This is a genomic window from Sphingomonas xanthus, assembly GCF_007998985.1.
GTDB classification, from domain to species: Bacteria; Pseudomonadota; Alphaproteobacteria; order Sphingomonadales; family Sphingomonadaceae; genus Sphingomicrobium; species Sphingomicrobium xanthum.
The window spans coordinates 1,074,083-1,091,926 of sequence record NZ_CP041659.1 but is presented as its reverse complement, the minus strand read 5'-3'; the positions used below and the strand labels follow the sequence as shown (position 1 = coordinate 1,091,926).

The window sequence follows — 17,844 nt, the reverse complement described above, 5'->3', positions numbered from 1 at the left end:
AAAAGGACCTCCTGACGTGCATCGAACATCCACGAAAAAGGGCCCGGCGCAAGCGCCGGGCCCTGACGTTCGTCGAAATGTCGATCAGCTGGCCTGCTTTTTCTCGATGACCTGCTTGATGATCACCGGGCGGCCGGCCCGCCGCTCTTCCGGGGTGACCTGGCCATCATTGTTGGCATCCATCCGGTCGAAATGCTGAAGCGCCATGGCCTCGGCTTCGGCCAGCGTCGTCCGGCCATCCTTGTTCGCATCGGCCATCGCCAGCATCCTGCCATGGCCCATCCCGCCCATCCGGTGCGAGCGCATCTTCTGCGGCTGGCCGTCGGCGGCCGCTTCCTTGGCCCGTTCCCTGATTACCACGCGACGCTCGATCCGTTTTTCGCGCGCCTTGCCGAATTCTTCGCGGCTGATCATGCCGTCCTTGTCGGCATCAAGGCGATCAAACGCTTCGGCAGGGTTGCCCCTTTCGCGCATCTCATGGCGGAAGTGCGAGCCGCCGGCCCGATCGCCCAGCTTGGCGACCTCGTCCTTGGTGATGACGCCATCCTTGTCGGCGTCGACGCGGGCAAAATGTTCGCGCACCTTCACGGGCACTTCCGCTCGGGTCATCACCTTGTCGGCCATCATCGCCTTTGCGGTCGGTGCCGGGCTGCTCTGAGCAATCGCCGCTCCCGCGACGGTCGCTAGCGCTGCGGCAATCAGGGAATATTTCATTGGTCCACCCCATTTCAACAAAAGATGAATGCTAGCAGGGGAAGCTGTATGGCGCTTGAACGGGGTCAGTCATGGTGGCAAGGCGCGCGCCAAAGCAACGCCCAGTCAAGATTCTGAAGGATTTGAGCCCCATGGCCGACAAGATCAATCGCGTCGTGCTCGCCTTTTCGGGCGGTCTGGATACGAGCGTGATCCTGAAATGGCTGCAGCAAACCTATGGCTGCGAGGTGGTGACCTTCACCGCCGACCTCGGCCAGGGCGAGGAACTGGGCCCGGCGCGGCACAAGGCCCAACTGATGGGCGTAAAGCCCGAACATATCTTCATCGACGACCTGCGCGAAGAATTCGTCGCCGACTATGTCTTCCCGATGATGCGCGCCAATGCGCTTTACGAAGGCCTCTATCTGCTCGGTACCTCGATCGCCCGGCCGCTGATTGCGAAACGACAAATCGAAATTGCCCATGCGGTCGGCGCCGACGCGGTCAGCCATGGCGCGACGGGAAAGGGCAACGACCAAGTGCGTTTCGAACTTGGCTATTATGCGCTCGACCCGACCATCCGGGTGATCGCGCCGTGGCGCGAATGGGATTTGGGCAGCCGTACCGCGCTGATCGATTTTGCCGAGAAGAACCAGATCCCGGTTCCAACGGACAAGCGCGGCGAAAGCCCCTTTTCGACCGATGCCAACCTGCTTCACACCTCGTCCGAGGGGAAGGTGCTGGAAGATCCCTGGACCGAGGTGCCGGACTATGTATTTTCGCGCACCGACGATCTTGTCGCGGCGCCCGATACGCCCGAGGAAATCACCATCGACTTTAGCCAGGGCGACGGCGTTGCGGTCAATGGCGAGGCGTTGAGCCCGGCGGCGCTGCTGGCCCGCCTCAACGCACTCGGCAAGCGCCATGGCATCGGCCGGCTCGACCTGGTCGAAAATCGCTTCGTCGGCATGAAAAGCCGCGGCATGTATGAAACGCCGGGCGGAACCATCTATCATGCCGCGCACCGGGCGATCGAGCAGCTCACCCTCGACCGCGGCGCCGCGCATCTGAAGGATGAGCTGATGCCGCGCTATGCCGAACTGGTCTATAACGGTTTCTGGTTCTCTCCGGAGCGCGAAATGCTCCAGGCAGCGATCGACCATAGCCAGGCCAAGGTCGACGGCACGGTGCGGTTGAAACTGTACAAGGGCGGGGTGCACATCAGCGGCCGCAAGTCGCCGCACAGCCTGTACAGCGAACGCCATGTCACGTTCGAGGATGACGCCGGCGCCTATGACCAGCGCGACGCCGAGGGCTTCATCAAGCTAAACGCCCTGCGCTTGCGCCTGCTCGGGCAACGCGACCGCTAGTGATGCACCCGCCGCACCTCCTGGCTCAGGAGCCTGCGGCTGCCGCGCAACCCAAGGGCCTTCCGCGCCCATGGTGGGAAGGCCGTCCCTTCGTCGCGGCGATGATCCTGCTGGCGCTGTTGCCGCTGCTTTATCCCACAGTGCCGCCGCTGGTCGATATCGGCGGGCACATGGGCCGCTACAAGATCGCCCTCGACCTCGAACATAGCGCGACCCTGCAGCAATGGTTTACCTTCCGTTGGCTGCCGATCGGCAACCTTGGGGTCGACCTGCTGGTCGTGCCGCTTGGCCGGATCATCGGTCTGGAGCCGGCGACAAAGTTGATCGTGATGGCGATCCCGGCGATGACTGTGGCGGGAATGTTGTGGGTCGCGCGTGAGGTCCACAACCGCTTGCCGCCGACTGCCGCCTTCGCCCTGCCGCTGGCGTATGGCCATCCGTTCCTGTTCGGGTTCGTCAATTTTTCGCTGTCGATGGCCCTGGCGCTGCTGGCTTTCGGCCTCTGGCTGCGGCTGGGAAGGCTGGGCAAGTCCAAGCTCCGCGCCCTGCTGTTCGTGCCGATCAGTTTCGTTGTCTTCTTCGCCCATACGTTCGGCTGGGGCACGCTCGGCCTGCTCTGCTTTTCGGCCGAGGCGGTGCGCCAGCATGACCGGGGGCGCCGCTGGTGGATATCGATCCTGCGCGCCGCCTGGCACGCGCTGGCGATGATCGGGCCGGCGATCCTGATCCTGCTGTGGCGCAGCGACGCGACGGGGGGGATCACCGACCGCTGGTTCGACTGGGGCTTCAAGTGGGAATATCTGCTTCGTATGTTTCGCGACCGGTGGGAAGTCTATGACATAGCCTCCGCGACGATCGCGCTGGCGATACCCTTGTTCGCGCTGGTTCACCCCCGCCTCACCCTGTCGCGCAACCTCGCATTTTCCGGGCTGGTGCTTGCCGCCACCTATGTGCTGTTGCCGCGTATCGTCTTCGGTTCGGCCTATGCCGACATGCGGCTTGTGCCCTTCGCGGTGGCGATGTTCATCCTGGCTATCCGCTTCAAGGCCGAGACCCGCTTCCCGCTCGCTTCCTGGCTGGCGGTAGCGGCGGTGGCGTTCATGCTGGTCCGGATCGGCGGCAATACGATTAGCCTGTGGACTGCCGGGGCAAGGCAGGAAAGGCAGCTGGGAGCGCTGGACCATGTCCCGACTGGCTCGCGGGTGGCGGTGTTGGTGTGGGACCAATGCGAGCAATGGGCACATCGTCGGTCGGATCATCTCGGCGCGATGGCCACGGTCCGGCGCGAAGCCTATACCAACGACCATTGGCCGATGGTCGGATCGAGCCTGCTGACGGTGACCTATCCCCGGGCCGGTTTCTACCAGAGCGATCCATCGCAGATCGTTCGCGATCGCGGCTGCCTGCACGAGGGATGGTGGACCAAGACAGCGCTGATCCACCTGCCGCGGCAAGCGTTCGACTATCTCTGGCTTCTCGACATGGCCCCGATCCCGCGCGAATGGGTCGATGGCTGGCAACCGGTGTGGGCGAGCGAAGGGTCGATCCTGCTCAAGCGTTCGGGCGGCGAAGAACGGCCACCAGGCTGACGCCGAAGGGCATCGGCACTCGGCCGATCAGCCCCCGCTCCAGCCCGAACACACGGTCCAGGACCATGTTTACCGGCTTTGAGGGGAGCGCGTCATCGCTGTCGTCCTTGCCGGTCAGCTTGCCGAGCAGGCGCACCGCGGCGATCGGCGGAAACAGCAGACTGTTGAAGGGCGACAGAAGCGCGATTTCGAAGCCGGCATCCTCGGCAAGCCGGGCAAGTTCGCGCTTGCGATAGCGACGATGATGGTGGTGCGCGACGTCATGGGCGCTCCACATCCAGGGATTGGCCGGGACCGTCAGCAACAGCGCGCCGCCCGGCTTCAGCCGCTCCCAGATGGCGCGGAGAGAACCCTTGTCGTCGGTGACATGTTCAAGCACGTCGAGCAGGGCGATGAGGTCGTAGGTGCCTTGCGGGAACATCGACAGGTCGGGAAGCGCTGCCGAAACGACTTCGCGGCCGAGCCGCTTGCTGGCCAGTTCGCGCGCGCCGTAGTCGAGTTCGCTCGCCTCAACCGTTCCGAAACGGGAGAGCATGGCGAGGTTGTGGCCGGTGCCCGCGCCCAGTTCGAGGATTCGGGCATCCCGCGGCGGCATGACGTTCCGCTCGATGATGCCGTCGAGGATTCGGCGGCGGGCAGTGAACCACCAATGCTGCCCGTCAAGCATCGCCATCTGGTCGTAAACCTTGCGCTCCATCAGTCGCCGATCCGTTCCCGAACGATATACAATGGCCGTCCCTTGGTTTCGGTAAGGATGCGCCCGACATATTCGCCCAGCACGCCAAGCGAGAGCAGCTGTAATCCGCCGAGGAACAGGATGGCGACCATTAAGGAGGCGTAGCCGGGAACGATGATCCCGGTGGTCAGCGTGCGGACGATGATGAACAGCGCATAAGCCAGCGCGCCGAGCGCGACCAGACCGCCCAGATAGCTCCAGATGCGCAGCGGAACCGTCGAGGCCGAGGTGATTCCGTCGATCGCCAGCGTCCACAGCTTCCAGTAATTATATTTGGTTCGGCCATGCTTGCGCTCTTCGCGGTGATAGCTGACCGCAGTTTGCTTGAAGCCAGCCCAGGCAAACAGCCCCTTCATGAAGCGGTTGCGCTCCGGCATCCTGCGGATCACTTCGACCACCTTGCGATCGAGCAGGCGGAAGTCGCCGGCATGTTCGGGGATCTTGTCGTCGCTGAGCCAATTATGCGCCCGATAATAGAAGTCGGCGGTGATCCGCTTGGGCAGTGTGTCAGTTTGCCGATTGTCGCGCACTCCGCACACGACATCATAGCCGGCCCGCCACTCGGCGATCATTTTCGGCAGGGCTTCGGGGGGATCCTGCAGGTCAACGTCGAGCGGCACGACTGCCGCTCCGCGCGCTGCGTCGAGGCCCGCCGAAAGCGCCGCTTCCTTGCCGAAATTGCGGGACAGGGAGATGGCGCGAATACGGGGGTCCGCGGCATTTGCCTTGCGGATCATGTCGAGGGTCGCATCGCTGCTTCCATCGTCGATGAACAGGATTTCAAAGGAGTGGGCGACCGGATCGTCGAGCGCTTCAAGCACGGCCACGACGCGGGCGAGGCACGGCGCGATTGCCGCTTCCTCGTCCTTGACCGGAATGATCAGGCTGAACTCTACGCCGCTCATGCGTAGACGAAGCGGCGATGGAGGGCGAAGGTCAAGAGCGGCGTCACGAACAGCATCGGCAGAGTCGGCCACCAGGTCGGGCCGCCGAGCTGTTTCACCAGCAGCCAGATGAAGCCCTGGTTGACCAGATACCCCAGGAGATTGACCGCGAAAAAGCGACCCATCCGCACGTGGTGCCGGTCGCGCTGGCCATGGCCTCGAAAGCTGAATTCGCCATGGGTAAAATAGCTGATCGCTGAAAAGACGAGGAACACGATGGTAAAACTGACCATCGGGTCGACGCTGCCAAGGTCGGTGATCGCCCAGTAACTGCCGGCAACCGCAACGGTGATCGCGAAGCCGGCCAGGGCATAGCGGATCAGTTGGTGCAGCATCGCCCGCCGATCGGGAGGCAGTGATTGGAGCGCCGACTGGATCATCGACTTGCTCTCTAGCCTCTTGCCGCTAGGACACAATGACCGAAGTGGGGATGGGGAACGATGGCGGACGGACGATGGTCTGGGCTTCAGGACAGGGCGACAGCCATGCTCGACCGTCACTGGCGGCTACTGATCCTGCTCGCCTGGCTCGCCTATGCCATAGTCGTAATCTCGGCCCGGTCGGGCCTCATCCATAATTTCGCGCTTGGCGATACCGACGACAATTTGCGCATGGCTCAGGTCCGTGCATTGCTCGGTGGGCAGGGCTGGTTCGATCTGGTCCAGCATCGCTTTGACCCGGTTCATGGTGGCGCCAACATCCACTGGTCACGGCTCGTCGACCTTCCGATTGCGGCAATCATCCTGGCGATGACTCCGCTGGTTGGCGGGGCCGATGCCGAACGGATTGCGGCGGCAACCTCGCCCTTGCTGCCCTTACTTCCCCTGATGTTCGCGCTGGCGCTCACCACGCAGCGGCTTGTCCATCCCCGAGCCTGGCCGCTTCCGCTCATTGGCCTGCTCTGCGCTTATTCGACGATCGGCATGTTCGCGCCGCTGAGGCTCGACCATCATGGCTGGCAACTGGCGCTGCTTGCGGTTGCCGTGTCGGGAATCGCCGATCCTCGCCGGGCCCGCGGCGGGGCGACGTTGGGGATCGCTAGCGGCATGTCGCTTGCGATCGGCCTGGAGATGCTGATCTACCTCGCCCTGCTCGGCGGTGCGACGGTGTTGCTATGGGTTGCCGACCGCAACGAACGGCGGCGGCTTGCAGCTTATGCCGCTGCGATGGTGGCCACGACCGGTCTGGGCTACCTGCTGTTCGCGTCGGAGGCCAACCGGCTGGCGGTCTGCGACGCGCTCTCGCCGGTATGGCTTGGCGACGCAGCTGTCGGCGGGACCATAATGCTGGCACTGGCGGCGCTCAGGCTCGACAGCTGGAAGGCGCGGCTTGGCGCCGCGGCGCTCGGGGGCGCGATCCTCGCCGGCTTTCACGCCCTGGCCTGGCCGCACTGCCTGGAACGGCTCGAAGGGGTGTCAGCCGAGGCGACCGAACTCTGGCTCGACAGGGTGCGTGAGGCTCGGCCCTTCTACCGTCACGCCTGGCGAACCGGAGTGGTGGTGCTTGCGCTGCCGGTTGCCGGCCTGTTCGGTTGGGTACTGCTGATCTGGCGGGCAAGGCGCGAAGGGGACCGGCAGCGTCTGGCCCGCACGCTGGCGGTCGCGCTGCCTGCCTGCACGGCCTTCGCCCTTCTTTTCTGGCAGATTCGAGCGGGCCCGGCCGCGCAGTTGATGGCGCTTCCTGCGACCGCGGCGCTCGTCGTGTTCATCGCCGCGCCCTGGATGAAGGCGCCGCAGTTGTGGAAACATGCGCTGGGCGTCCTGCTGATCCTCACCGGTCTCGGCGCGGCCGTGCCGCTCGGGCTGGGGCTGGTGCCCAAGGAAAAGACGGATGCGATGGCCGCCAAGGTCAGCGCGGCGAACCGCCGCTGCCCCTCACTGGCGGCACTGGCACCGATCGCGCGCCAACCGAAGGGCGTGGTGTTCAGCTTCATTGACCTCGGCCCACGGCTCATCGTCACCACCCATCATGACGCGATCGGCGGGCCCTATCATCGCAACGACCGCGCCATTGCCGACGTGATGAAGGCGTTTCGCGGCGATGAGGCGCAGGCACGCCGGATCATTACCGGTTACGGGAGCGATTATCTGCTGGTCTGCCCCAATATGTCGACGGCGACGATCTTCATGTCGGAGGCTCCGAACGGCTTTTACGGACAGCTGATGAAGGACAAGATTCCGGCCTGGCTTGAACCGGTCCAGCTTCCGGCCGACTCCCCGTTCAGAATGTGGCGCGTGGTCCGCTAGCCGGCAAGGCCGGGCAGGCTACGTTCCAGTCCGTCGAGCACGAACTGCGCGGCCAGCGCGGCAAGGATCACGCCGAGAATGCGGGTGATCATCGCTTCCAGCTTGGCGCCGATCAGCTTCATCAGCGGCCCGGCCGCTAGCAGGGCTAGGAGGGTGAGCAGGATCACCGCGGTCATCGCGCCAAACACCACGAGCCCCTCCGCGGTGCCCTTGGCGCGCGCGCTGAGCAGCATGATCGACGCGATCGATCCTGGCCCGGCGATCATCGGGATGGCCATGGGGAAGACGCTGATATCCTCGGCTTCGGGCGTGCCCTTGATCTCCTCGGCTCGTTCCTCGCGCCGTTCGGTCCGCCGTTCGAACACCATGTCGAGGGCGATCATGAACAGCATGATCCCGCCGGCAAGGCGGAACGCGCTCAGCGAGATGCCGAGCTTGTCCAGCAAGGCTTCGCCAAGCAGGGCAAAGAACATCAGGATGCACCAGGCGATCAGCGCCGAGCGGATCGCCATCTTGCGGCGGTGTGCCGCGTCGGCGCCGCTGGTCAAGGAAGCGAAGATCGGCGCGCAACCGGGCGGATCGATGATCACCGCCAGTGTGAGGAAGGCGCTGGTGAAGAGTTCGATCATCGACCGGGGGCTACCTTGTCGTCGATCACCATACGATGTTCCTTACCATCCCACAGCATGGCGAAAACGTTGCGGCTGCCGTCCTGCTCCACCGTCCAGCCCCAATGCAGAGTCCCATCCTTGCTCGATCCTCCGCCGGCCTCCGTCGCCGCGCCAGTGCCGCGCGGGGGTTTGGACGGGACAGGCTTGGAACAAGCGGCCACAGCCGGCTCAATGTCTCCGCCCTCGGCGCGCATTGCCGGCAAGCTGTCGCCATGGTCCAGCAGCCATTTCCAGCCGCCGTCGGGCTGCCGCTGCCACACGGTGGTGAAATAGCCGACCGTCTTTCCGCCCTCGCGGACCCAAGGACCGCTGTTGACCGCAAGGTTGCCGTCACAGCTGACGAAGCTGCGCCCCGGCCACCAGTAGACGGCGATAGGCGGGTCCTTGCGGTCGTTGAGGAAGGCCTGCGCACTGCCGGCATTCGGCGTAAACATGATCGCCTCGGGCGCCGACCAGTTGCGAAAGGCGGTCCATTGCCCGGCCTCCTGCGCTTGGGCGGCGAAGGCGCGCTCGGCGTCGATTGCCCGCATCGCGGGATTGGCGGCAGCCAGCAGCAGCGCTTCGATCATAGATCCTCCGGCAGGGAAAATCCGTGGCGGCGCGCGGCGGATACCAATGTATTGCGGATGAGGCAGGCGATAGTCATCGGCCCGACCCCGCCCGGCACAGGGCTGATCGCTCCGGCAACCACGCTGGCCGATGCAAAATCGACGTCGCCGACCAGCCGGCCCTTGCCGTCCTCCTCGGCTTCGATCCTGTTGATGCCGACATCGATGACCGTGGCGTCTGGCTTCAGCCAATCGCCCTTGACCATTTCCGGCCGCCCAACCGCGGCGACGACGATGTCGGCGCCGCGCACGACCGCGGGCAGGTCATGCGTGCGGCTATGGGCGATGGTCACCGTGCAGCTTTCGGCTAGCAGCAGCTGGGCCATCGGCTTGCCGACGATGTTCGACCGACCGATCACCACCGCATTGAGACCGCTCAAATCGCCCCGTTCGGCGCGCAGCAGCTTGAGGCAACCGAGCGGGGTACAGGCGACGAAGCCGTCCAGTCCGACCGCCAACCTGCCCGCGTTGAGCGGGTGGAAACCGTCGACATCCTTGTCGGGGTCGATCCTGGTAAGCACCTTGTCGGCATCAATATGCCGGGGAAGTGGCAACTGGATCAGGATGCCGTCGACGGCCGGATCGTCATTGAGGCGATCGACCAGTTCCAGCAGCTCCTTCTCGCCAGTGTCGGCGGGTAGCTTATGCTCAAAACTTTCCATCCCGGCTTCGAGCGTAGCCTTGCCCTTCGACCGGACATAGACCGTGCTCGCCGGGTCATCCCCGACCAGCACGACCGCAAGTCCCGGCGCTCGGCCATGGGCGTCACGAAAGCGCACGACTTCGCCGGCAATCCGCTCGCGTAAGGCCGCCGCGGTCGCCTTTCCGTCGATGACCCGGGCGGTCACATCAGTGTCGCGCTGGTTTCCAGTGCGAGTCCCTCGTTAAGCTTGCGCAGGATCTGGATCGCGAGGATCAGCACGATCGGTGAGAAGTCGATGCCGCCGAAATCAGGCATGATTTTCCGGATCGGCCGGTAAAGGGGATCGGTTATCCGCTCGAGCACCTCGAGGACCGTGCGGACGAAGTTCGACTGGGTGTTAATGACATTGAAAGCCACCAGCCAGCTGACGATGACCTGGGCGATGATGATCCACACCAGCACCTGGAGGATCATGTCGATGATACCGAATAGAGCGTAGAGCATGGCGACAGGCTTAGCCGCCGCGACCGCACTGCACAATGACGCTTAGGGGGCGAAACGAATAGGCTGGGCTTCGGCCAGGATCAGCGCGAAATCCTCTTCCTCGTCGGTCCATTCGGCGATCGGGGTCCAGCCGCCGGCCAGCAACAGCAGTCGCGCGCCGCGCTGGCCATATTTATGGCTGTTCTCGGTGTGAATGGTCGCGCCTTCGACGAAGGCGAACGTCCGCTTGTCGATCTGGAACTCGACATCGCGCTGCGCGACCAGGTGCATCTCGACCCGGCCGAGCATGTCGTTCCACCGTGCTTCATGCTTGAAGGCGTCGATCGGGATATCGGCGCCCAGCTCGCGATTGATTCGCCGCAGCAGGTTGATGTTGAAAGCCGCCGTCACCCCTTCGGGATCGTCATATGCGGCGACCAGCCTCCGGACCGATTTCACCCGATCCATGCCGATCAGTAGCTTGGCGCCGGTGCCAAGAATGTCGCGGAAATGGCGCAACAGGTCGGTGGCGCTGCGGGGAATGAAATTGCCGATGGTCGAGCCGGGGAAGAAGCCAAGCCGCTGCAACCCGTCGATCGCCGCCGGCAATTCGACGTCCTTCGTGAAATCGGCCTCGACCGGATGAACCGCGATGTCGGGAAACTCCTGGTCAACCCGTGCCGCGCTTTCCCGGAGATACTCGCCGCTGATGTCGATCGGAACATAGGCGCGCGGCGATAGCGCGCGAAGGAGGAGCGGAGTCTTGGTCGAGCTACCGGATCCGAACTCGACGATCGCGCAGCTCGAGCCCGCAAGGGTCGCGATCTCCTCCATCCTGGCCTCGAGCAGCCCGGTTTCGGTCCGCGTCGGGTAATAGCTGGGAAGGCGCGTGATATCGTCGAACAGTTCCGACCCGCGCCGATCGTACAGCCAGCGGGCGGGGATCGCGGGAATCGGTTCGGACAAGCCGTTGAGAACGTCGGCACGAAACGCCGGATCAATGGTATCAAGCGTCTCGAGCAAGGCGCACCCCCGTAAATTGCCAGCGCGCCGATGGCGGGAAGAAATTGCGATAGCTCGCCCGGCTATGGCCGCGGGGAGTCGCGCAACTCGCCCCCTTGAGGACGAACTGTCCGCACATGAACTTACCATTATATTCGCCGACCGTCCCGCTGGCAGGCTTGAAGCCCGGGTAGGGAAGGTAGGCACTGGCAGTCCACTGCCAGACATCGCCGAACGGCCCTCCGCCGGGTCTAGGCACGACCGGCCCGGCCTGGTCGAGCTGGTGGCCGAGCCAGGGGTCGGACGAGGCGAAGGAGTCTTCCCATTCCGCCTCGGTCGGAAGTCGTGCCCCTGCCCAGCGGGCGAAGGCATCGGCTTCATAATAGCTCAGGTGGCAAACCGGCGCCGCACGGTCGAGCCGCCGCCTCCCGGCTAGCGTGAAATGACTGTCGTCGCCACGCCAGTAAAGCGGGCGGGTGACCGCGTTCGCCTGCGCCCAGTCCCACCCTTCGCTAAGCCACAGGGTCGCCGTCCGATAGCCGCCGTCGGCAAGGAATTCTTGCCACTCGCCATTGGTCACGCAGCGATTGGCAAGGCGGTGTGGATGCAGCAGCGCGCGGTGCCTCGGGCCTTCGCAGTCATAGGAAAAACCGTTCCCGGCGCCGATTTCGACTTCGCCCTCGCGCCCGTCGATCCAGGCCATCGGCTCGGTTGCGTGGCAAGGGACGGGATCGAGTGCGCCATACGCCGGTTCAAGCGGATTTTCTGCCAAGGTCGCCAGAATGTCGGTGAGGAACAATTCCTGGTGCTGCTGCTCGTGCTGAATGCCCAGTTCGACCAGGGTCAGCGCGTCCTCGGAAAGTGAAGGGATCGCGGCCGCCAGCTCCGCGTCCACCCTGGCGCGCCAGTCGCGGACCTCGTCGAGCGAGGGGCGGCTGATCATCCCGCGCCGGGGGCGGGCATGGCGGTCGCCTTCGCCCTCATAATAGCTGTTGAACAGATAGGCCCAGCGCTCGTCGTGCAGGCGATAGCCGGGGACATGATCGCGCAGCACAAAAGTCTCGAAGAACCAACTGGTATGTGCGAGGTGCCATTTTGCGGGCGAGGCGTCGGGGTGCGGCTGGATGGTGGCGTCGGCGTCGCTGAGCGGCGCGGCGAGGTTGAGCGTCAACCGCCGCGTCGCGGCGAGCCGCGCGGCCAATTCCTGCTCGTTCCGATCCGATCGCGCCATCAAACCCCTTGCGCCAATATAAGCTTTGGCACCGTGAAAAGTTTCCCTCAGGCGCCGCGCGTGGCGCCCGGCTGCCACAAAATGTCGCCGCCCTCGCCGGCCGCCAGATTCCGGGCGGCGACGAACAGATGGTCGGACAAACGGTTAAGGTAGGCCAGCGCGGCGGGATTGATTCCGTCGCTTTCATTGAGCGCGACTGCCGCCCGCTCGGCGCGGCGGACGACGCAGCGCGCCTGGTGGAGAAGCGCAACGGCCATCGACCCCCCGGGCAGGATGAAGCTCGTCAGTGCCGGCAGCTCGGCATTCATTGCGTCGATTTCGCGTTCGAGCCGATCGGCCTGGCTGGGCAGGATCCGCAGCGCCCCGTCAATGCCTTCCGGCGTGGCCAGGTCGGCGCCAAGGTCGAACAGTTCATTCTGGATCAGCCGCAGGGCGGAAGCCGGATCGCGTCCGCCCAGCGCGGCGATCGCCGCCCCAAGGGCGCTATTGGCTTCGTCGACCTCGCCGATTGCGGCCATTCGCGCGCTGGACTTGGAGACGCGGCTTCCATCGACCAGGCCCGTGCCGCCCTGGTCTCCCGTACGGGTATAAATCTTGTTGAGTTTAACCACGCCCGCTGGCGAGCATCAGGATCAGCACGACAAGGACGATGGCGACGCCCTGATAGAGGACGCGCTTTTGCATATAGCCCTGCTGGACTTCGCCACTGACGTCCTTGCCGTTGGCCATGGCCATGACCCCGCGGACCAGAACGTAGAGAACGGCCGCCATGGCGACCAGCAGCAGGATCAGCAGGAAGATGCTCATGTCGTCCTATCTAGGCTCGCGAGAGGCGGAATCCTAGGGGGAGTCTGCCTTCGAGCAGCGCGGCGGCAAGCGCCGGCCCGTCGACCCCCTCGGCGCGCATCGCGTCCAGCGTCGGTGCCTTGTCGCGCTTGGCGAGGCGCCGGCCGTCGGCATGGGTAACCAGCGGGTGATGAAGATAGGCGGGTTCGGGCAGGGCAAGCAGGATCTGCAAAAGCCGCTGGGTCTGGGTCGAAGGTCGTAAATCCTCCCCTCGCACGACCAGCGTGACCCCGCTCTCGGCATCATCGACGACGCAGGCGAGATGATAGGACGCCGGGGCGTCCTTGCGGGCGATTATCGCATCGCCGATGTCGCTTTGCGCCGCCTGGTAGGTCTTGCCGTCCTGTTCGGTCCATCTCGGCAGGCCGGCCAAGTCGAGCGCCTTAGCCGAATGCAGCCGCCAGCTGTGAGGGGTCGAGGCGCGACGATTCGGATCGTCGGCAAGGTTACGGCAGGTGCCGGGATAATGGGCGCCGGCATCGCCATGCGGCGCGGTTAGGGACTGGGCGATGTCGGACCGCGTGCAAAAACAGGGATAGACCAAGCCGTCGGCCTTCAACCGGGCCAAGGCTGCGTCATAGCGGTCCCGGCGGTGGGACTGGACCATCGGCAAGCCGTCATGGACAAGGCCGAGCCAGGCCAGATCCTCAAGGATGCCGTCGACGAATTCGGCGCGGCACCGACCAGTATCTAGGTCCTCGATCCGGAGCAGGAAGTGGCCATCGGCGGCGCGCGCATGGGCATGGCCCAGCACTGCTGAAAAGGCATGGCCGAGGTGCAGCCGGCCGGACGGTGACGGGGCGAAACGTGTGACCTTCAAGACTCACTCCAAGACTTCCACCGCATATCCAGCACTTGACGGTGATTCGACGAATGTGGTGTCATGCCACTGTCACCCCGGGTTGGCATCCGGGGTCGCAGACGGAAAGACGGGCCTTTCGCGGCCGCCGGTCTCCCGCCAAGGTCCTCCGCCTGGCAAGCGACGGGACAGTGCGACAGGCCGGGGAACGGTGTTCGGGGCAAGGCCCAGGATGCTGGAGATTTTTGCCCCGTGTATCATACCGACCTGCTTCGCCACCCGGACAGCTGTCCCGCGCTGGTGCTCAATGCCGACTATACGCCGCTCAGCTACTATCCCTTGTCGCTGTGGCCGTGGCAGACTGCGGTCAAGGCCATGTTCCTTGAGCGGGTCGACGTCGTCGCCCATTATGATCGCGAAGTGCATAGTCCCTCGGCATCGCTCAAGCTGCCCTCGGTCATCGCCTTGCGTCAATTCGTCCGGCCTAACGAATATCCGGCCTTCACCCGGTTCAATCTGTTCCTGCGCGATCGTTTCCGCTGTGTCTATTGCGGCTCGCACAAGGAGCTGACGTTCGACCATGTCGTGCCGCGCGCCCAAGGTGGCCGGACCAGCTGGGAAAATGTCGCCACGGCCTGCGCGCCATGCAACCTCAAGAAGGGCGGCCGTACTCCGCGCCAGGCCAAGATGCACATTGAACGGGAGCCGATCCGGCCGACCAGTTGGCAATTGCAGGATCATGGCAAGAGCTTCCCGCCAAACTATCTACACCAAAGCTGGCGCGATTATCTCTACTGGGATGTCGAGCTGGAGCCGTGATCGCCTAACTGCCCGTTAACCATTTTTGGCTAGTCCCCTGTCCATGGCGATCGATCCCGCACCCTTGTCCAATTGCGGCACCGGCCCGGCGCGCCTGTTGCTCGTTGAACCGAACCGCAGCGCCCTGCACGTGCTGGCCAAGCGCCTGGGCGAGGCGGGTTATCGGATCATAGCCTGCGACGATGCCGCCAATGCGATGGCGGAAATGCTTCGCCTGCCGATCGACGCGGTGGTCGCGGAGCTTCGCATGGCGTCGATGAGCGGCGTCGAGCTGACCCGGCGAATCCGCGACGATACCCTCCTCAGTGACACGCCTGTGGTTCTGATCACCGGGAAATCGGACAGCGCGGGCGCGGTAGATGGCTTCGCGGCGGGGGCCGACGACGTCGTCGCCAAGCCATTCCATTGCGACGTACTGGCTGCTCGCATCGCGCGCCGGATCAATCGGGCCAGGTCGGTCAAGCAGTTGCGCGCCGACAATGCCATGCTCGACGCCCGGATCGTGACCCGGGCGATCCAGCTCGGTGAAATCCGCGAGGCGCTGGTACAGAGCGAGGCCGAGCGCGAACGGCTCATCCGGCTGGTTGCGCGAGCCTAGCGCCGCTCCAGCCAGGCTTCGATCGCAGGCCTGAGATCGGGGCGGTCCATTGCCACTGCCAGATTAGCCAGCACATAGCCGGTCTTGTCGCCGCAATCGTGGCGCACCGCATCGACCGTCAGGGCATGAAAAGATTGGTCGCCGATCATCTTCGCCATGGAATCGGTGAGCTGGATTTCGCCGCCGGCGCCGCGCTCGCCCTGGCCGAGATATTCCATCACGGCGGGCTGGAGGATGTAGCGCCCGATAACCGCCAACCGCGAGGGAGCGTCCTCGGGCTTCGGCTTTTCGACCAGGCCGCGAACTTCGGTCGTTGCGCCATGCGCCTTGCCGGGCGTGATGATGCCATAGCTTGCGGTTCGCTCGGCCGGCACTTCCTGCGCGCAGACGATATTGCCGCCGAGTTCGGCATAGGCGTCGACCATCTGCTTGAGCGCTCCGGGCCGACCGATCATCAGGTCATCCGGAAGCAGCACCGCGAAAGGTTCGTCGCCGACGATGTGCCGTGCGCACCATACGGCATGGCCAAGACCGAGCGGCTGCTGCTGGCGGACGGAAACAATTTCTCCGAATTCGGTCCGCGAAGGCGCAAGCGGGTCCAAGCTTTTCCCGGCCCGCTCCATCGTCGCTTCCAGCTCGAACCCCTGGTCGAAATAGTCCACCAGGCTGGATTTGCCCCGGCCGGTGACGAAGATCATCTGCTCGATACCCGCCTCGCGGGCTTCGTCTACGGCATATTGGATCAGCGGCCGGTCGACGACCGTCAGCATTTCCTTGGGCATGGTCTTGGTCGCTGGCAAAAGGCGGGTGCCAAGGCCTGCGACCGGGAAAATCGCCTTGCGGATCGGCTTCATCGACGCTGCTCACCTAAATTGTCGGAACCGCTGGCTTCGAGCGCGGCGGGATCGTCCGTCCCGGCCGGCACAGGCGGCGCCTCGCCATCGGGCGGGGGAAGGTCGAACCGGTCGGGCTGGCGCACCTCGCCCCGCTTGTTGAGCTCGTCGACCCGGCGGGGGTCGGCGTGGGGCGGCAATTGGAGTAACTCTTCCGCGGTAAGCGCGCGCTTGGCGAGTGCCGGCTTCTGCGGCAAGCTGCTGCCGGCCTTCGGCTCAAGGTCGGCGACCCTTCCGCAGGATGAAAGCAGCGCCGCCGCAACGGCAATGGCGTAGGCTTTGGTCATCATGCCTCCCGTGCGGCGATATCGGCCCGGATAGCCGCGATGACCTGCATTACCCGGTCGGGCGCGGTCCCGCCAGCCGACCTGCGGGCCGCCACCGACGCCTCGACCGACAGGCGCGGCAAGACCCGTTCGTCGATCCGGGGATCGATTGCCGTAAGCCGGTCGAGACCAAGCTCGTCGAGCGCTTTTCCCTCCCCTTCGGCGGCGGCGACGGCGCGCCCGGCGATGTGATGGGCCTCCCGGAACGGAACCCGCGCCTCACTCACCAGCCAGTCGGCAAGGTCGGTCGCAGTGGCGTGTCCGGCGGCGGCAGCGGCGCGCATCCGGGCAGGCACGAACTCCAGGTCCGCAACCATCCCGGCCATCGCCGCAAGGCTTAGCGCCAGCAGGTCATGGGCGTCGAACAAGGGAGGCTTATCGTCCTGGAGGTCCTTGGCATAAGCCAGCGGCAAGCCTTTCAACAGCACCAGCATCGCCACCAGGTCGCCGATGATCCGGGCGGCATGCCCGCGCACCAGCTCGGCCGCGTCCGGGTTGCGCTTGTTGGGCATGATCGACGATCCGGTTGACCAGGCGTCGGGCAGCTTGACGAAGCCGAACGGTTGCGACGCCCACAGGATGATCTCCTCGGCAAGCCGCGACAGATGCACTGAACAGAGCGCGGCGGCATGGAGATAATCGACCACGAAGTCGCGGTCGCTGACCGCGTCGAGGCTATTGGCGGTCGGCCGGTCGAAGCCAAGCGCCTTCGTCGTCGCGTCGCGGTCGAGGTCGAAGCCGGTCCCGGCCAGCGCCGCGCTCCCCAGCGGATTCTCGTTCATCCGGCGTCGCGCATCGGCAAAACGACTGCGGTCCCGGACCAGCATTTCACGATAGGCAAGAAGATGGTGGCCAAGCGTGACCGGCTGACCCGATTGGAGATGGGTAAAGCCCGGCATGACGGTCCCGGCATGTTGTTCGGCCCGGTCGACTAGGGCCAGCTCGAGCCTGTCGAGCCCGCAAATCGTTTCATCGGCGCAGCGGCGAACGAACAGGCGAAAGTCGGTCGCGACCTGGTCGTTGCGCGAGCGCGCGGTGTGCAGCCGGCCCGCCGCATCGCCGATCAACTCGGACAGGCGATGCTCGACATGCATGTGAATGTCTTCGAGCGCCGGGTCCTCGACCAGCTTGCCCGCTTCAATCTCGTCGGCGACGGTGTCGAGCCCCCGGTCGATCGCTATTGCGTCCGTCGGCGACAGGATTCCCTCGCTCGCGAGCATTGCCGCATGGGCCTTTGACGCGGCGATATCCTCGCGCCATAGCCTTTTATCGACCGAGATCGAGGCATTGATCTCGCGCATCACCGCGGCCGGGCCGCCTGCGAAGCGCCCGCCCCACATCTGGTTG

The 17,844-nt window shown here is 64.7% G+C and carries 21 protein-coding genes; 5 read left to right on the top strand and 16 right to left on the bottom strand.

Annotated elements, in window-relative coordinates:
• Positions 1-84 precede the first annotated feature (84 nt).
• Positions 85-714, bottom strand: coding sequence for an EF-hand domain-containing protein (locus FMM02_RS05460; RefSeq protein ID WP_147493911.1), 630 nt, complete (start codon positions 712-714; stop codon positions 85-87).
• Between the two features lie 131 nt (positions 715-845).
• On the opposite strand from FMM02_RS05460, the gene FMM02_RS05455 reads away from it, so the two are divergent.
• The gene (locus tag FMM02_RS05455; protein WP_147493910.1) at positions 846-2,063 is read left to right on the top strand and encodes an argininosuccinate synthase; all 1,218 of its coding nucleotides are present in this window, start codon (positions 846-848) and stop codon (positions 2,061-2,063) included.
• A complete protein-coding gene (locus tag FMM02_RS05450; RefSeq protein WP_147493909.1) occupies positions 2,063-3,652 on the top strand; it encodes a hypothetical protein in 1,590 nt (529 codons plus the stop codon). Before FMM02_RS05455 ends, FMM02_RS05450 begins: the two co-directional genes overlap by 1 nt.
• Here FMM02_RS05450 and FMM02_RS05445 read toward each other — a convergent pair.
• From FMM02_RS05445 to FMM02_RS05435, 3 genes are read right to left on the bottom strand one after another with little or no spacing between them, the layout of a single operon-like run.
• Positions 3,615-4,349, bottom strand: a complete 735-nt coding sequence (locus FMM02_RS05445; RefSeq protein WP_147493908.1) for a class I SAM-dependent methyltransferase — start codon at positions 4,347-4,349, stop codon at positions 3,615-3,617. The two genes, FMM02_RS05450 and FMM02_RS05445, sit on opposite strands and share 38 nt — an antisense overlap.
• Positions 4,349-5,293 (bottom strand): glycosyltransferase family 2 protein, encoded by a 945-nt coding sequence (locus FMM02_RS05440; RefSeq protein ID WP_147493907.1) that lies wholly within the window; start codon positions 5,291-5,293, stop codon positions 4,349-4,351. The genes FMM02_RS05445 and FMM02_RS05440 overlap by 1 nt, the downstream gene beginning before the upstream one ends.
• A complete protein-coding gene (locus FMM02_RS05435) occupies positions 5,290-5,712 on the bottom strand; it encodes a GtrA family protein (protein WP_147493906.1) in 423 nt (140 codons plus the stop codon). The genes FMM02_RS05440 and FMM02_RS05435 overlap by 4 nt, the downstream gene beginning before the upstream one ends.
• Positions 5,713-5,817: 105 nt before the next feature.
• Between FMM02_RS05435 and FMM02_RS05430 the strand changes: the two genes are divergently transcribed.
• On the top strand, positions 5,818-7,578 hold the full coding sequence (locus FMM02_RS05430) for an AcrB/AcrD/AcrF family protein (RefSeq protein WP_147493905.1): 1,761 nt from the start codon (positions 5,818-5,820) through the stop codon (positions 7,576-7,578).
• Here FMM02_RS05430 and FMM02_RS05425 read toward each other — a convergent pair.
• Genes FMM02_RS05425 through gluQRS form a run of 9 tightly spaced genes read right to left on the bottom strand, consistent with a single transcriptional unit; the run spans position 7,575 to position 13,882 of the window.
• Positions 7,575-8,207, bottom strand: coding sequence for a MarC family protein (locus tag FMM02_RS05425; RefSeq protein ID WP_147493904.1), 633 nt, complete (start codon positions 8,205-8,207; stop codon positions 7,575-7,577). The genes FMM02_RS05430 and FMM02_RS05425 overlap by 4 nt on opposite strands.
• A complete protein-coding gene (locus tag FMM02_RS05420) occupies positions 8,204-8,818 on the bottom strand; it encodes a YybH family protein (protein ID WP_147493903.1) in 615 nt (204 codons plus the stop codon). The genes FMM02_RS05425 and FMM02_RS05420 overlap by 4 nt, the downstream gene beginning before the upstream one ends.
• A complete protein-coding gene (gene folD, locus FMM02_RS05415) occupies positions 8,815-9,705 on the bottom strand; it encodes a bifunctional methylenetetrahydrofolate dehydrogenase/methenyltetrahydrofolate cyclohydrolase FolD (RefSeq protein WP_147493902.1) in 891 nt (296 codons plus the stop codon). Before folD ends, FMM02_RS05420 begins: the two co-directional genes overlap by 4 nt.
• Positions 9,702-10,004 carry a YggT family protein gene (locus tag FMM02_RS05410; protein ID WP_147493901.1) on the bottom strand — a complete coding sequence of 101 codons (303 nt, stop codon included), beginning with the start codon at positions 10,002-10,004 and terminating at the stop codon, positions 9,702-9,704. Before FMM02_RS05410 ends, folD begins: the two co-directional genes overlap by 4 nt.
• 42 nt (positions 10,005-10,046) lie before the next feature.
• A complete protein-coding gene (gene egtD, locus FMM02_RS05405; RefSeq protein WP_187107858.1) occupies positions 10,047-11,006 on the bottom strand; it encodes an L-histidine N(alpha)-methyltransferase in 960 nt (319 codons plus the stop codon).
• Positions 10,990-12,216, bottom strand: a complete 1,227-nt coding sequence (egtB, locus tag FMM02_RS05400; protein WP_147493899.1) for an ergothioneine biosynthesis protein EgtB — start codon at positions 12,214-12,216, stop codon at positions 10,990-10,992. Before egtB ends, egtD begins: the two co-directional genes overlap by 17 nt.
• A gap of 47 nt (positions 12,217-12,263) precedes the next feature.
• Positions 12,264-12,827: a cob(I)yrinic acid a,c-diamide adenosyltransferase gene (locus FMM02_RS05395; protein ID WP_147493898.1), complete on the bottom strand. Its 564-nt coding sequence runs from the start codon at positions 12,825-12,827 to the stop codon at positions 12,264-12,266.
• Positions 12,820-13,023, bottom strand: a complete 204-nt coding sequence (locus FMM02_RS05390; RefSeq protein WP_147493897.1) for an HIG1 domain-containing protein — start codon at positions 13,021-13,023, stop codon at positions 12,820-12,822. Before FMM02_RS05390 ends, FMM02_RS05395 begins: the two co-directional genes overlap by 8 nt.
• A gap of 10 nt (positions 13,024-13,033) precedes the next feature.
• On the bottom strand, positions 13,034-13,882 hold the full coding sequence (gene gluQRS / locus FMM02_RS05385) for a tRNA glutamyl-Q(34) synthetase GluQRS (protein WP_147493896.1): 849 nt from the start codon (positions 13,880-13,882) through the stop codon (positions 13,034-13,036).
• A gap of 231 nt (positions 13,883-14,113) precedes the next feature.
• On the opposite strand from gluQRS, the gene FMM02_RS05380 reads away from it, so the two are divergent.
• Together FMM02_RS05380 and FMM02_RS05375 are read left to right on the top strand one after the other, a co-directional pair.
• Entirely contained in the window at positions 14,114-14,680 is a 567-nt protein-coding gene (locus tag FMM02_RS05380) for an HNH endonuclease (RefSeq protein ID WP_147493895.1), read from the top strand.
• Between the two features lie 43 nt (positions 14,681-14,723).
• On the top strand, positions 14,724-15,278 hold the full coding sequence (locus FMM02_RS05375; RefSeq protein ID WP_147493894.1) for a response regulator: 555 nt from the start codon (positions 14,724-14,726) through the stop codon (positions 15,276-15,278).
• Here the strand turns inward: FMM02_RS05375 and FMM02_RS05370 are convergent.
• From FMM02_RS05370 to argH, 3 genes are read right to left on the bottom strand one after another with little or no spacing between them, the layout of a single operon-like run.
• Positions 15,275-16,132 (bottom strand): UTP--glucose-1-phosphate uridylyltransferase, encoded by an 858-nt coding sequence (locus FMM02_RS05370; RefSeq protein ID WP_147493893.1) that lies wholly within the window; start codon positions 16,130-16,132, stop codon positions 15,275-15,277. The genes FMM02_RS05375 and FMM02_RS05370 overlap by 4 nt on opposite strands.
• On the bottom strand, positions 16,129-16,461 hold the full coding sequence (locus FMM02_RS05365) for a hypothetical protein (protein WP_187107857.1): 333 nt from the start codon (positions 16,459-16,461) through the stop codon (positions 16,129-16,131). Before FMM02_RS05365 ends, FMM02_RS05370 begins: the two co-directional genes overlap by 4 nt.
• The gene (gene argH / locus FMM02_RS05360; RefSeq protein ID WP_147493892.1) at positions 16,458-17,837 is read right to left on the bottom strand and encodes an argininosuccinate lyase; all 1,380 of its coding nucleotides are present in this window, start codon (positions 17,835-17,837) and stop codon (positions 16,458-16,460) included. Before argH ends, FMM02_RS05365 begins: the two co-directional genes overlap by 4 nt.
• Positions 17,838-17,844 lie beyond the last annotated feature (7 nt).

Coding starts and splice junctions, on each gene's coding strand:
- FMM02_RS05425 (WP_147493904.1), bottom strand. CDS start 8,207: ATGATCGAACTCTTCACCAGCGCCTTCCTCACACTGGCGGTGATCATC.
- FMM02_RS05420 (WP_147493903.1), bottom strand. CDS start 8,818: ATGATCGAAGCGCTGCTGCTGGCTGCCGCCAATCCCGCGATGCGGGCA.
- argH (WP_147493892.1), bottom strand. CDS start 17,837: ATGTGGGGCGGGCGCTTCGCAGGCGGCCCGGCCGCGGTGATGCGCGAG.
- egtB (WP_147493899.1), bottom strand. CDS start 12,216: ATGGCGCGATCGGATCGGAACGAGCAGGAATTGGCCGCGCGGCTCGCC.
- FMM02_RS05370 (WP_147493893.1), bottom strand. CDS start 16,132: ATGAAGCCGATCCGCAAGGCGATTTTCCCGGTCGCAGGCCTTGGCACC.
- FMM02_RS05365 (WP_187107857.1), bottom strand. CDS start 16,461: ATGATGACCAAAGCCTACGCCATTGCCGTTGCGGCGGCGCTGCTTTCA.
- FMM02_RS05410 (WP_147493901.1), bottom strand. CDS start 10,004: ATGCTCTACGCTCTATTCGGTATCATCGACATGATCCTCCAGGTGCTG.
- FMM02_RS05375 (WP_147493894.1), top strand. CDS start 14,724: ATGGCGATCGATCCCGCACCCTTGTCCAATTGCGGCACCGGCCCGGCG.
- FMM02_RS05440 (WP_147493907.1), bottom strand. CDS start 5,293: ATGAGCGGCGTAGAGTTCAGCCTGATCATTCCGGTCAAGGACGAGGAA.
- FMM02_RS05435 (WP_147493906.1), bottom strand. CDS start 5,712: ATGATCCAGTCGGCGCTCCAATCACTGCCTCCCGATCGGCGGGCGATG.
- FMM02_RS05445 (WP_147493908.1), bottom strand. CDS start 4,349: ATGGAGCGCAAGGTTTACGACCAGATGGCGATGCTTGACGGGCAGCAT.
- FMM02_RS05430 (WP_147493905.1), top strand. CDS start 5,818: ATGCTCGACCGTCACTGGCGGCTACTGATCCTGCTCGCCTGGCTCGCC.
- FMM02_RS05390 (WP_147493897.1), bottom strand. CDS start 13,023: ATGAGCATCTTCCTGCTGATCCTGCTGCTGGTCGCCATGGCGGCCGTT.
- FMM02_RS05460 (WP_147493911.1), bottom strand. CDS start 714: ATGAAATATTCCCTGATTGCCGCAGCGCTAGCGACCGTCGCGGGAGCG.
- FMM02_RS05455 (WP_147493910.1), top strand. CDS start 846: ATGGCCGACAAGATCAATCGCGTCGTGCTCGCCTTTTCGGGCGGTCTG.